The sequence below is a fragment of the Amycolatopsis sp. A133 genome, assembly GCF_031082405.1.
Lineage (GTDB): Bacteria > Actinomycetota > Actinomycetes > Mycobacteriales > Pseudonocardiaceae > Amycolatopsis.
Genome location: NZ_JAVHJU010000043.1, coordinates 220,963 through 233,020, shown reverse-complemented (window position 1 = coordinate 233,020; position 12,058 = coordinate 220,963). Strand labels below are relative to the sequence as shown.

The following is a 12,058-nucleotide window of genomic DNA, read 5'->3' as shown; positions in this document are numbered from 1 at the left end:
GCCGGGTCACAGCCGCAGCACCGCGCAGCCCACGGTGCCGGCCGGTTCGACGCTGGTGATCAGCGCGAGTGTGCCGGGCGCGCAGTTCGCACCGGTCACCAGGGCAGCGGCCAGCTGGAAGCCGGCCGACGCGGCCGAAGTCTCGCCGAGCCACGCGCTGCAGTGCAGCCACTGCGGGTTCCGTGACACGCCGGTCAACGCCGAACATCCGGTCTCGTCGCCGGACGGCGCCACGACGCCGATGTCGCCGGGATGTGCGGCCGCATCGCTCAGTGCGTCGGTGACACACTGAGCGAGGGCGCGTTCGCGGTCGGCTGGGGCGTGGAACGCGCGGAACCGGGTGCTCAGCAGCGTCGCCTGCGGGGTGCGACCGGCATCGGCTGCGTCGTGGCGACGTTCGAGGACGAACACCGCGCCGCCCTCGCCCAGGGGCCGGTGCTGGCCCGCGTGCCAGGAAAACCACGCCCGTTGCGGCGTGTACTCCTCCACGGACCCGACCAGTACCCGGTCGCAGCGACCGGCACGCAGCAGCCTGGCCGCGTTGCTCAGCGCGAGCAGGCCGGTCGCGTTCTCGCCGACCACTGTCGTGTTCGGGCCGCGGACACCGTGCCAGATCGCGCTTTCCGCGGCCGCCTTGTTCATCACCGTGTTGGGGAAACGCGCCGGGTCCACGTCGTAGGGCCGGGCGCCGGTGAGCGAGTCCACGCTGAAGTCGATCACGCTCTGCACACTGCCGGAACCGGTCCCCAGCGTCAGGCCCACTCGTTCCGGCGTCGCCAGGAATCCGGGCCCGCACCGCTCGACCAGCAGGCCGACCGCCTTGACGGCGATCGCGGTCACCCGGTCCATCGACCTCGTTCCTTTGCGCCCCAACGCCGACTCCGGGCTGAAGTCCGGGATCACGCCCGCTGTCGCGACACCGGGAGGCAGTGTCTTGTCGTCGAGGGGCGTGAGAGCCGTGCGTCCGGCGCGCAACCCGTCGGCGAAGGCTTCGTGTCCCCACCCGAAGGGGGACACCGCCGACCAGGTCGAGAGGACCAGATCTCCACCACGGTCGGCCGGGAACCCATGAGCCATCATGCTTTTCCTCACTTCAGGCGGCCGAGGACCACCACGCAGTTGTTGCCGCCGAACGCGAGCGCGTTGTTCTGCACGACGTCGACGCGACCGGCCCGGGCGGTGTTCGGTACACAGTCGACATCGCACTCCGGGTCGGTCTCCCGGTGGTTGATCGTCGGTGGGATGAAGCCGTTCGTGATCGCCAGCGCACCCGCTGCGACGGCGAGCGCGCCGGCGGCGCCCATGGTGTGCCCCAGCATGCTCTTGATCGACACCACCGGTGGCGGGACGTCGAACACGTCCCGGATCGCGCCGGCCTCGGTCAGGTCGTTGGCCCTGGTGCCGGTGCCGTGTGCGGAGACGAAGTCGATGTCCGCCGGCTGCACGCCGGCGTCGGCGTGGGCGAGCCGCATGCAGTCGGCGAGCGTTGCCTTGTCGGGTGCCACCGGGCTGCGCGCGTCGCAGTTCAGGCCGTAGCCCAGCACCTCCGCGTGGATGCGGGCGCCGCGTGCCCGCGCCGAGGCCAGGCTCTCCAGCACCAGGATGGCCGCACCCTCGCCGGGGAGGATGCCGGCCCGATCGCGGTCGAACGGCCGGCAGCGGTCCGGTGAAACCGCGCCGAGGCGGTGGAAACCGGCGAACGTCTTGCGGCACATCGCGTCGACCCCGCCGCAGAGCGCGAGATCGACGTCGCCGGCGCGGATCGCGTCGACACCGCTGCCGATGGCGTAGTTGCCGGCGGCGCACGCTGTCCCGATCGTGACCGCCTCGACGTCGTCGAGGCCGAGTTCGGCCACGATGCTCGCGGTGAGCCGGCCCGCCGACACCCGGCCGGCCAGCCGCGGGTCGACCTGCTCGATGCCGCGGTGCACCTGCTGCGCCGCCAGGGCGTCGAGGTCCTGCGATTCGCCGTCGGTGGTGCCGACCGAGACCAGCGTGCGCCGACGCAGGTGCCGGTCGGACAGGTCACCGTCCCGGACCGCGAGACGTGCTGCGGCAGCCGACAGCTGGGCGGCCCGGCCGACGGTGGCCGGGTCGAGGACGCGCAGCCAGTCGGCCGCGGTGAACCCGGGGATCTCGGTGCCGATGCCGCGCTCGAACCCGGCGGTGTCGAAGGAGGTTATCGGCTTGGCGCCGTCACGCCCGGCCCGCAGTCCGGCCGTGAACGCCTCGGCACCGATCCCGATGCTCGACACGACACCCAGCCCGGAGATCACCACCCGTTCTGGCTCGTTCATCACCCCCGGGATTGTGTCGGAGCGGATCGCTGTTCGACTGCGCGGACGGGCGGAAGTCTGCGTGCAGTGCCGGGAAACCGCGGTACAGCTCCGCTGCAGCGGCCGGATCTAGGCTCGGCCACGGCGGCCGGACGTCGAGCGCGTGGTCCGCCTCGCCTGTGTGGAAACAGATCGGAGCATGCCATGACGCCCTCGGGCACCCCGGCCGGAATCACCGGCGAACGCCGGGAACAGATCAAGACCACTGTGTGCGAGATCCTCGAGATCGACGAGGGCGAGGTCACCGAGACCTCGCTGTTCAAAGAGGACCACGACGCGGATTCCCTGCGGGCCATCGAAATCCTCGCCGTACTGGAACGCACCCAGCAGATCACCATCGACCAGTCCGCACTCGCCGAAATGGTCAACCTCGCCGGCGTGTACCGGGTCGTGGAACAGGCAGCGGCTCGTTGAGCCTCGCGGTGGTGGGAATGGGCGCGGTCGCGAGCATCGGCGGTACGGTCCCCGAGATCTTCGACTCGCTGGTCAGCGGCCACAGCGGGATAGCCGACATGCGCGGCTTCGACCGCACGAAGTTCCGGGCGCACCGGCTGTACGAGATCGACGACCGGCCGGACTTCGGCAAGGACGTCCCCCTGCGGGCCACGCGCTGGCTCGACCGGGCCGTCACGGCCGCGCTGGCCGACGCGGGGCTCGACGAGGATCTCGGCGAGATCCCGGTTCTGGTCGGGACCACGCTGCGCGAACTGCGTTCGGTCGAGCTGTCGTGGCGGGACGGGACGTCCTTCGACGTGCGGGACCTCAACTTCGGCCCGATGCTGGAGCGCCGGTTCGGAGCGGTGCACACCGAGACCATCGCGAACGCCTGCGCAGCCTCGCTCTACGCCCTCGCCCTCGGCGGCGACCTGCTCGCGTTGTACGAAGCGGACACCGTCGTGGTGGCCGGTGTCGACTCGATCACCGAGAGCACCCACGGGTTGCTGGACCGGTGTTACCCGGAGGCGCCGGATGCCGTGCGGCCGTTCGACCGCCATCGCCGGGGCATGCTCCAGGGTGAAGGCGCCGCCGCGATCGTGGTGCGGCGCGAGGAAGACGGTCCGGGCCCGTCCGGCCGGGTGCACGCCCGGATCCTCGGCACGGCGGTGAATTGCGACGCCGACCACCCGTCGGCACCTCGTGCGGAGCGCATCGCCGATGCCGTCCGGCAGGCCCATCGGCGAGCAGGCGTCCGGCCGGCCGACATCGACCTGGTCATGGTGCACGGCACCGGGACCCCGCTCAACGACGAGGCCGAGGCGGCGGCACTGGCCGAGGTCTTCGACCTGCCGGCGAGCCCGTCGCCGCTGATGACCGCGATCAAGTCGATGACCGGGCACACCGCGGGTGCCTCCGGTCTGCACAGCCTGATCACCGCGGTGGAGTCGATGCGCGCCGGTGTCGTGCCGCCGATCGTCGGGTTGACCGACCCGGTGCCCGCGGTCGCCGGGTTCCGGCTCGCCCGGCCGGCCGCCGTGCACACCGATGCGGCTCTCGCGCAGGTCAACTCCTTCGGTTTCGGCGGCCTGAACGCGGTCGCGATCGTCGAAAAGGTGGCCTGAATGCGAGCGGGACCCACGAGGGTGGTCGTCACCGGTGCGGGGATCGCGGTTCGCGGCCTCGGCTCACCGGCCGAACTGCTGGCCGGCGGCCCGGCCGACCCCGCCGCACCGGATCCGGTGGACAGCCTCACCGGGCGGGGGCTGCGCTACAAGGACCGGGCGACCCGGCTGGGCATGGTCGCCGCGCGTGCGGCGCTCGCCGACGCCGGCCTGCTCGAAGTCGTCACGCCGGCCACGCCGGACGACTCGTTCGGCGTGGTGACCAGCTCCAACTTCGGCAACCTCGACACGGTCTGCCAGACGGTGCGGACGATCGACGAGCACACCTACCTCGGGACCAGCCCGATGATGCTGCCGGCCACGTCGAGCAACGTCACCGCCTCGTGGCTGGCGATCACCCACGGCCTGCGCGGTGCCAACGTGACCTTGTGCAACGGGCCGACGTCCGGTTTGGACGCGGTGCGCTGGGCCCGGTTGCTGATCACGGCGGGCCGGGTCACCCGCGTCCTCGTCGTCGGCGTCGAGCCGGATCTGCCGGAGGTCCGGCACGTGGTCGACGACGGTGGCGGCGCGTTGTTCGACGGCGCGGCCGCGATCGTGCTGGAGAGGGACGATCTGCCCGCCACCACCGGCACGGGGATCCGCGCCGGAATCGGCCGGTACGCGAAGTGCCGCCGAGCCGTCGACGCGATCGATGCGGTGTCTCCGCGGACCGGGCGGATCGGACTGCGGCTCGGGCCCGGTGAGTCCGCAGTGGACGCCGAGGTGTGCGATCTCGCTTCGGCGCTGCCTCCCGCGAGTGGTGCGCTGGGTGTGCTGCAGGTGGCTGCCGCGACGGCCTGGCTGCGGGGCGGCTCGCGGACCGGCCCCGCGTTGGCGGTGTGCGGCGACGACCGGACCACCGCCGCTCTGGTGGTCGCCGAGGCGGCCGCTTCCCTGTCGGACAGTGACCTGATGGAGCTGACATGACCACTCTGAGCGCCGGAACGGTTCGTGCGCTGATCGAGCCGAGCACGCGGCGGATGCGGCCTCGCTACGAGGGCGCCAACATCTGCACGTGGATCGGTTTCAAGCACGTCGGTTACCTCGTCGAAGAGGCGGTGTACGACCACCTTCGGCAGGCCGGCCTGCCACCCGGCGAGCTGTACGAGCGGTACGGCCTGTGCACCGACATCGTGGACATCGACACGAGGGTCCTGCACGCCTTCCACATCGACGATGAAGTCGAGGCCGAGGTGGTGCGCACGACCGGCGCCGCCGACGACGAACTCCGGTTCACGGTCACCCTGCGCGTGCCACGCGACACCGTGCTCAAGGCAGCGACATCGAAGGTGGAGGTCAAGCTGAGGGCCGGCGACGAGCCGGTGCCCGCCGAGCTCGCGCCGTTCACCGTCGCCCGGTTGACCTCGGCGAACGGGCCCGGTGTCCGTCAGCCCGACGTCGATCTCGGCGTCACCGATCCGCCCGCGTTGCTCGCCGCCGGGCGCAACGCCTTCGTGTGGCGGTGGCGGATTCCCTACTTCTACTGCCACTTCACCGAGTACCTGCAGATGTCGGGCTGCCTGCGGCTGATGGAGGAGGTCGTCGACCTGTTCCTCGCCGACCGCGGCATCTCCATCAAACAGCTGCTCGACGAGCAGAACCTGATTCCGGTCGTGCCGCGGTCCGCCATCACGGTGCTGGACGAGGCGCGGATGGAGGAGGAGCTCTACACGGTTTTCACCGTCGAGGAGATCTTCAAGAACCTCACCTACACGGCCCGGATGGACACCTTCGTGGTCCGCGACGGCGCACTCGTGCACACCTCGACCGGCCGGATCACCCACGGCTACGCGGTGATCGAGAACCGCCGTGACTGGCGGCTGGTCCCGTTCGGCGCGCGGCTGCTCGACGGGCTGTCGGGAAAGGCGGTGACGACGAGCGAACCGGCCGGGCCCGACGAGCAGGAAGTGCGGCGGCTCGTCGCGGACGTCCTGGACCTCGACGCCGCCGAGATCGGCGCCGAGGACAACTTCTTCACCGATCTCGACGCGGACTCGCTGATGGCGATGGAGATCACTGCACGCCTGGAGAAGCAGTACGAGGTGCGGTTCACCGAGGGGGAGCGGACGTTGCTCGCGACCGTGCGGGCCACCCACGACCTGCTCGCCCGCAAGCTCGGCGGGCCGCGATGACGATGGCCTTCGCACTGCCGGCCGACGTCGAGGTGCTGGGGCGATCGGCGGACGGCGTGTCCTCGGCGTTCCTGGTCGACCCGCGGGACGAGGTGTTCGCCGGGCACTACCCGGGGTTTCCGGTGCTCCCCGGGGTGATGCTCGTCGAAGCGGTCGTCCGCACGGTTCGCGCGTGGGGCCACGACCCGCGGTGTGAGCTCGTCGCGCTCGACCGTGCCCGGTTCCTCCGGCCGGTCCGCCCGGGCGAGCGGGTGTTCACGGACGTCGCGGCGGTTGCCGGAACCGGGGGGTTGTCGGTCAAGGCGACCGCGCGGACGGACGCTGGCCGGGTGGCCGAGTTCCGCATGACGTTCGGTGATCCGCCCGTGGAGTCACCGGAAGGGCACCGGCTGGACCGGATCATGCGGACGATTCCGCACCGCGGCTCGAGCCTGCTGCTCGACCGGGTGGACGAGGTTCGGCCGGGTGAGTCGCTGGTGGCGCGCAAAGTGATCTCGGCCGCGGAACCGTGTTTCCAGCGCGGCGGCATCGCCGAAAGCATCGGCACGGTCCAGTACCCGCGCGCGCTGGTCCTGGAGTCGTGTGCGCAGGCGGCAGCCCTGCTCGCCGTGTGGGAAAGACCCAATCCGGACGTGCTGGCCGGAAAGGTGGAACTCGCCGGTGCGCTCGGTGGTGTGCGGTTCACCCGCCCGGTTCTGCCGGGCGATGTGCTCGTGCACGAAGTTTCGATGGTCCGCGCCATCGACGACACCGCCATCGTCGCCGGGCGCACCCTGGTCGACTCCAGGCCGGTCCTCCACATCGAGTCGTTCGTCCTCGCGCTGCGCGAGATCAGCGAATGCCGGTAGGAGAGCGCATGCCGGGGGAACCGGGAAAGGTCGCCATCGTCACCGGCGGATCGCGGGGGATCGGCCGCGCGGTCGTGACCCGTCTCGCGGCGGACGGCTACGACGTGGGGTTCTGCTACCGCGCCGACGAGCGATCCGCGGCTGCGGTCGAGAAGGAGGTGCGCGCGCTCGGCCGGGCCTGCCTCGCTGTCCGGGTGGATGTGGGGGACGGCCGCCGGGTGAAGGCGTTCGTCGAGCGCGTGGAGGCCGAACTCGGCGTCATCTCGGCGGCGGTGAGCTCGGCGGGGATCACCCGGGACAATCCGTTGGTGCTCATGTCCGACGAGGACTGGGACGCCGTGCTCCGCGCCAACTTGGACGGTGTGTTCCACCTGGCGCGGTCGGTGGTGTTTCGGATGATGAAGCGCCGGGCCGGGGCGCTGGTCACCGTGTCCTCGGTGGCCGGGATCACCGGGAACGCCGCGCAGGCGAACTACGCGGCGGCCAAGGCCGGTGTCATCGCGATGACCAGGTCGCTGGCCAAGGAGGTCGGCCGGTACGGAATCCGGGTCAACGCGATCGCCCCCGGTTTCATCGAGACCGACATGACCGCCACGTTGCCGGACACCGTCACGACGGCGATGCGCGGCCGGATCCCGCTCGGCCGGTTCGGCCAGGCCGACGAGGTCGCCGCCATGGTGTCGGTCCTGGTGAGCGAACAGGCGTCGTACGTGACGGGACAAGTGTTCCGAGTGGACGGTGGGATCGTGTTGTGAACAGTGTGAACCAGAACCGCCCGAGCTTCTACTTTTCGCTGCGCAGTCCCTATTCCTGGCTGGCGTGGCACGACTTGGTGCGTCATCACGGCGAGCTGGTCGATCGGCTGGACTGGCGGCCGTTCTTCGAGCCGGACAGCTGCAGCTCGGCGCTGCTGGCCGAGGCGGGCGGCACCTTCCCGTACACGCCGATGTCCAAAGCGAAGAGCCTGTACATCCTCCAGGACGTCAAGCGGCTCGCCGCCGACCGCGGGTTGAGCTTCCGGTGGCCGGTCGACCGGAACCCGGTGTGGGAGGTGCCGCACCTCGCCTACCTCGTCGCCGCGCGGCAGGGACGTGGCCAGGACTTCATCGTCGCGGCGGCCCGCGCACGCTGGCAGCAGGGTCTCGACATCTGCGACCCGGCGGTGGTGGCGTCGTGGGCGGACGAGCTCGGCATCGACGGCGCAGAACTCGCCGGTGCGGTCGACGATCCGGTGACGCGCGCGCAGGGAGTGCAGGCACTGCTGCAGATCCAGCGGGAAGGCGTGTTCGGCGTGCCGTTCTTCACCGTGCGGCACGAGAAGTTCTGGGGCGTCGATCGACTTGCGGCGTTCGCCGGCGCGCTGGAGCGCCGCCGCGAGAGCCCGGACCCGGTGCCGGCCGGTGCGGAACGGCTGGGGCTGCGCCGCGACGGTTCAGTCGACGACGGCCACGCGGGTGGCTGCGGATGACACCCCGGCCCTCCGGCCGGTCAGGTAACCAGGGAGGTAGGACTATGGCGCACATCGTGGTGGTATCGGCCCCGTACCCGGGGCACCTCAACCCGTCGCTCAGCCTCGCCACGCAACTGGTGCGGCGGGGGCACGAGGTGACGTTCTCGGCGCCCGCACGGTTCGGCGAATCGATCCGGCGGGCCGGAGCCGAGCCGCTCGAGTACAGCTCGCCGTTGGCGGAGATGCCCCTCATCCACCACGACGACCTGTCGATCATGATGCCGTGCCTGCTCAGCGAAGCGAAGGCCGTGTTCGCCGCGTTGAACGCCGGCCTCCGCTCGCGGCCGGACTGCGTGCTGTTCGACGTGCTGGCGTGGGGCGGCCTGATGTTCGCGGCCAAACACGGGATCACCGAGATCCAGACGTCCCCGATCTTCGCGTCGAACGAGTCCTTCTCTCTGGAGAGCCGGTACGGCCGGGCTGCGGGCGATCCGACCGCGCTGGAGGCGTTCCACGGCGAGCTGATGGCGTTCGTCTCCGACCAGGAGATCCCCGGTGTCGTGACCGGGATGTTCGACGGCGTCGCGCGCAACATCGTGTTCCTGCCCCGCGAATTCCAATACAGCGGTGACACTTTCGACGATCGCCACGTCTTCGTCGGCCCGTGCTTCCTCGAGGGGCCCGACGCGACCACACCCGCGGACACCCGGGCGCCGGTGGTCGTGTCGATGGGCACGACCCACACCCGCGACGCGGAGTTCTTCCGCAAGTGCGTGTCGGCCGCGGCGAACCTGCAGCACCCGGTGCTCATCATCACCGGCGACGGGATCGACCACCGCGAGCTGGGCGAGATCCCGCCCAACGTCGAGCTGCGCGACCGCGTTCCATCGCAGCGCGCCGTGCTGGCCGGCGCCAAGGCCTTCGTCGTGCACGGCGGGATGAACAGCGTGATGGAGGCGCTCGACCAGCGAGTTCCCCTGGTCGTCGTCCCGCAGCGGCCGGAGCAGTGCGCGAACGCCGACCGGGTGGCCGAGCTGGGCTTGGGTGTCCGGCTGGCCACCGACTGCACAGCCGACGAGCTGGCCCGTGCCGTGCAGTCGGCCTGTGCCGACCCCGGCACCAGCGCCCGGATCGGCCGCATGCACCGCGCCCTGCAGGCCGCCGGCGGACCCGAGCGGGCCGCGCGGCAGGTCGAGGCCTGGCTCGACCTGCCGCTGCTACGGCATCAGCCGTACCGTGTTCTACCGGTGGAAACGCCGCTATGAGGACGACGGCCTCGACGGGCTGAAGGACCGCTCGAGCGCCCCGCTGCACCGCCCGACCAGGTGGTCGAGAAGCCGGCTACCCGCCTCCCCAGACCGACAACGGCACGGAGTTCCGGTCCGACAAGCTCCGGGAATGGGAGGACTACTACAACTACCACCGCCCCCACGGCGGCCTGGCCGGCCAGACCCCGACCAGAAGCAGCAGCACACCTAGGGGCTGTCCTCAAAGCTGGTGCGGGCGATCTGCTTTGATCTTCGGTCGTGGTGCGAAGGCATGAGCTGACCGACGAGCAGTGGCAGGTCATCCGGCCGTTGCTACCCGTTTCAGGTGCGAAGGGGCGTCCGCGGGTGGATGACCGGCGGGTGATCAACGGGATGCTGTTCAAGGCCAAGACCGGTGTCGCGTGGCGGGACCTGCCCGAAGGTATGGGCCGTGGAAGACGGTCTACAACCGGTTCTGGCGCTGGTCACGCACCGGCACCCTGTCCGCGCTGGTGGCACAGGTCCGGGTGATCGCCGAGGCGATCGACGAACTCGACCGGGAAGTCTCGGTCGATTCCAGCATCGTGCGGGCGCATCAGCATGCCGCCGGCGCTCGTCGCGTCCCGGTGTCTCACACAGGGGGCCAGCGGATCCTGCGGCGGGCAGAGCGAGCCAGGTGATCATGCCATCGGCCGCTCCCGCGGCGGACTCACCACCAAGATCCACCTAGCCTGTGCCGGCCACGGACGGCCGCTGTCGATCGTGTTGACCGGCGGCAACGTCAACGACTGCACCCAGTTCACCACGGTCATGGCGGGTGTCGAGTTCCGTCGGCCGGGTCCGGGCCGGCCGGCGACCCGGCCGAGCCGGGGGCTGGCCGACAAGGGCTACTCCAGCCGGGCCATCCGTTCCTACCTGCGCCGACGGCACATCCCGGCGACGATTCCCGAACGCCGTGACCAGCAAGCCAACCGGCTACGCCGGGGCCGGGTCGGGGGGCGCCCACCGGCCTTCGACCGTGTCGCCTACAAACGCCGAAACGTTGTCGAGCGCTGCTTCAACCGACTCAAGCAGTTCCGGGCCATTGCCACCCGCTTCGACAAGACCGCTACCTCCTACCGAGGCTGGATCGACCTGGCCACCCTGCTCCTCTGGCTTTGAGGACACGCCCTAGGGCCGTACCGGAAAGCGCCACAGCCCGCGCATGGCCGCGCTGTGGCGCCGTTGCGCGGGTCCGGCGGGCCGCAGGTCCGGCATGCGCTCCAGCAGTGCTCGAAGAGCCACCTCGCCTTCCATCCGGGCGAGAGACGCGCCGATGCAGTAGTGCATCCCGCCGGAGAAGGCCAGGTGTTCCGGTTCGCCGGTACGGGTCACGTCGAAGCGGTGCGGTGCGGCGTAGGCCTCGGGGTCACGGTTGGCGGCGCCGAGGAGCATGAGCACCGGCGTGTCCGGTTTGAACGGCACGCCGGCCAGCTCGAGGTTGTCGTGGCTGATCCGCATGTTGGACTGGACGGGTGGGTCGAAGCGGAGAACCTCCTCGACCACGCGTGGCATCAGGCCGAGGTCGTCACGGACGATCGCCCGCTGGTCCGGGTGGTCGAACAGGGCCAGCACGCCGTTGCCGATCAGGTTCACCGCTGTCTCGAACCCCGCGAGCAGCAGCACCTGGCACGCGGAGATCAGCTCGTCGGCCGTGACCGTGCCGGCCGACTCCGCCCGGGACAGCACGCTGATCAGATCCGTTCCCGACGAGACACGGCGTTCCCGCATGAGCCGCTCGAACAGCTCGCTCAGCTCCCGCGTCGCGGCCTTGAGCTCGTCGGCCTGTTCGCTGCTGCGCAACCCGTCGAACAGCTGCCCGAACAACGCGCCGAACCGCGCGAACCGTTCGGTGTCGACGTCCTGGCCGGACAGCCCGAGCAGGTCGGCGATCACCGCGATCGGCAGCGGCGCGGCGAAGTCGGCGATGAGGTCGAACTCGGCGCGGCCGGCCACCTTGTCCAGCAACTCGTGCGCCAGTTTCTCGACGCCGACCCGGTACTCCCGGACCTGCTTCGGCCGGAACGCCGGCGCGACGACCTGACGCAACCGGGTGTGGTCGGGCGGATCGGTCTCGGAGAACGAGTTGAGCAGCGGCCCGGCCGCCTCGTACTGCGACTTCTCGAAGCCCAGCGAAGTGCCCTTGCGGGTGCGCATGCCGAACCGGGGGTCCCGCACCACCTGGTTGCACAGCGCGTGCGAGGTGATCAGGTGGAACCCCAGCCGGCTCCGGTGCAGCGGGCCGCGGGCCCGGATCCGCTCGTAGACCGGGTACGGGTCGGCCAGGTGCTGCCCGGCGAGCAGCTGGCTGTAGAGGTCGCCGGTCCGGGCGAGGGCCCGGATGACCGCCCGCTGGGCGTGTATCCGGGTGTTGAGGCGCAGAACCTTCAACGACGGCATCTGCT

General features: G+C 70.6%; 14 protein-coding genes. 11 read left to right on the top strand and 3 right to left on the bottom strand.

The window, feature by feature from the left end:
* Nucleotides 1-6: 6 nt before the first annotated feature.
* On the bottom strand, nt 7-1,077 hold the full coding sequence (locus Q5425_RS28130) for a beta-ketoacyl synthase N-terminal-like domain-containing protein (RefSeq protein ID WP_308675331.1): 1,071 nt from the start codon (nt 1,075-1,077) through the stop codon (nt 7-9).
* Nucleotides 1,078-1,088: 11 nt separating this feature from the next.
* Nucleotides 1,089-2,297: a beta-ketoacyl-[acyl-carrier-protein] synthase family protein gene (locus Q5425_RS28125; RefSeq protein WP_308675330.1), complete on the bottom strand. Its 1,209-nt coding sequence runs from the start codon at nt 2,295-2,297 to the stop codon at nt 1,089-1,091.
* A gap of 183 nt (nt 2,298-2,480) precedes the next feature.
* Here Q5425_RS28125 and Q5425_RS28120 point away from each other — a divergent pair, with 183 nt between their 5' ends.
* The 11 genes from Q5425_RS28120 to Q5425_RS45830 all read left to right on the top strand — a co-directional run bounded on the left by Q5425_RS28120 (nt 2,481) and on the right by Q5425_RS45830 (nt 10,775).
* Complete coding sequence (locus tag Q5425_RS28120) at nt 2,481-2,750, top strand: acyl carrier protein (RefSeq protein ID WP_308675329.1); 270 nt, start codon at nt 2,481-2,483, stop codon at nt 2,748-2,750.
* Nucleotides 2,747-3,895, top strand: coding sequence for a beta-ketoacyl synthase N-terminal-like domain-containing protein (locus tag Q5425_RS28115; RefSeq protein WP_308675328.1), 1,149 nt, complete (start codon nt 2,747-2,749; stop codon nt 3,893-3,895). Before Q5425_RS28120 ends, Q5425_RS28115 begins: the two co-directional genes overlap by 4 nt.
* Entirely contained in the window at nt 3,896-4,864 is a 969-nt protein-coding gene (locus Q5425_RS28110) for a beta-ketoacyl synthase N-terminal-like domain-containing protein (RefSeq protein ID WP_308675327.1), read from the top strand. It abuts the gene before it with no gap.
* Nucleotides 4,861-6,069: an acyl carrier protein gene (locus tag Q5425_RS28105; protein ID WP_308675326.1), complete on the top strand. Its 1,209-nt coding sequence runs from the start codon at nt 4,861-4,863 to the stop codon at nt 6,067-6,069. Before Q5425_RS28110 ends, Q5425_RS28105 begins: the two co-directional genes overlap by 4 nt.
* Entirely contained in the window at nt 6,066-6,917 is an 852-nt protein-coding gene (locus tag Q5425_RS28100; protein ID WP_308675325.1) for a hypothetical protein, read from the top strand. The genes Q5425_RS28105 and Q5425_RS28100 overlap by 4 nt, the downstream gene beginning before the upstream one ends.
* Nucleotides 6,918-6,925: 8 nt before the next feature.
* Nucleotides 6,926-7,672, top strand: coding sequence for a 3-oxoacyl-[acyl-carrier-protein] reductase (fabG, locus tag Q5425_RS28095; RefSeq protein ID WP_308675324.1), 747 nt, complete (start codon nt 6,926-6,928; stop codon nt 7,670-7,672).
* Nucleotides 7,669-8,385, top strand: coding sequence for a 2-hydroxychromene-2-carboxylate isomerase (locus tag Q5425_RS28090; RefSeq protein ID WP_308675323.1), 717 nt, complete (start codon nt 7,669-7,671; stop codon nt 8,383-8,385). Before fabG ends, Q5425_RS28090 begins: the two co-directional genes overlap by 4 nt.
* A gap of 44 nt (nt 8,386-8,429) precedes the next feature.
* Nucleotides 8,430-9,632, top strand: coding sequence for a macrolide family glycosyltransferase (locus Q5425_RS28085; protein WP_308675322.1), 1,203 nt, complete (start codon nt 8,430-8,432; stop codon nt 9,630-9,632).
* Complete coding sequence (locus Q5425_RS45840; RefSeq protein ID WP_396135259.1) at nt 9,604-9,846, top strand: hypothetical protein; 243 nt, start codon at nt 9,604-9,606, stop codon at nt 9,844-9,846. Before Q5425_RS28085 ends, Q5425_RS45840 begins: the two co-directional genes overlap by 29 nt.
* Before the next feature lie 47 nt (nt 9,847-9,893).
* Entirely contained in the window at nt 9,894-10,145 is a 252-nt protein-coding gene (locus Q5425_RS45835) for a transposase (RefSeq protein WP_396135258.1), read from the top strand.
* A gap of 69 nt (nt 10,146-10,214) precedes the next feature.
* On the top strand, nt 10,215-10,775 hold the full coding sequence (locus Q5425_RS45830; protein ID WP_396135257.1) for an IS5 family transposase: 561 nt from the start codon (nt 10,215-10,217) through the stop codon (nt 10,773-10,775).
* Nucleotides 10,776-10,784: 9 nt separating this feature from the next.
* Here Q5425_RS45830 and Q5425_RS28075 read toward each other — a convergent pair whose 3' ends face one another.
* Entirely contained in the window at nt 10,785-12,053 is a 1,269-nt protein-coding gene (locus Q5425_RS28075) for a cytochrome P450 (protein WP_308675321.1), read from the bottom strand.
* Between the last annotated feature and the right edge of the window lie 5 nt (nt 12,054-12,058).

What these genes read in the sequence shown, in the direction of transcription:
- Q5425_RS28110 (WP_308675327.1), top strand. Translation starts at nt 3,896, where the DNA reads ATGCGAGCGGGACCCACGAGGGTGGTCGTCACCGGTGCGGGGATCGCG.
- Q5425_RS28075 (WP_308675321.1), bottom strand. Translation starts at nt 12,053, where the DNA reads ATGCCGTCGTTGAAGGTTCTGCGCCTCAACACCCGGATACACGCCCAG.
- Q5425_RS28105 (WP_308675326.1), top strand. Translation starts at nt 4,861, where the DNA reads ATGACCACTCTGAGCGCCGGAACGGTTCGTGCGCTGATCGAGCCGAGC.
- Q5425_RS28085 (WP_308675322.1), top strand. Translation starts at nt 8,430, where the DNA reads ATGGCGCACATCGTGGTGGTATCGGCCCCGTACCCGGGGCACCTCAAC.
- Q5425_RS45830 (WP_396135257.1), top strand. Translation starts at nt 10,215, where the DNA reads ATGCCGCCGGCGCTCGTCGCGTCCCGGTGTCTCACACAGGGGGCCAGC.
- Q5425_RS28100 (WP_308675325.1), top strand. Translation starts at nt 6,066, where the DNA reads ATGACGATGGCCTTCGCACTGCCGGCCGACGTCGAGGTGCTGGGGCGA.
- Q5425_RS28125 (WP_308675330.1), bottom strand. Translation starts at nt 2,297, where the DNA reads ATGAACGAGCCAGAACGGGTGGTGATCTCCGGGCTGGGTGTCGTGTCG.
- Q5425_RS28120 (WP_308675329.1), top strand. Translation starts at nt 2,481, where the DNA reads ATGACGCCCTCGGGCACCCCGGCCGGAATCACCGGCGAACGCCGGGAA.
- Q5425_RS28130 (WP_308675331.1), bottom strand. Translation starts at nt 1,077, where the DNA reads ATGGCTCATGGGTTCCCGGCCGACCGTGGTGGAGATCTGGTCCTCTCG.
- fabG (WP_308675324.1), top strand. Translation starts at nt 6,926, where the DNA reads ATGCCGGGGGAACCGGGAAAGGTCGCCATCGTCACCGGCGGATCGCGG.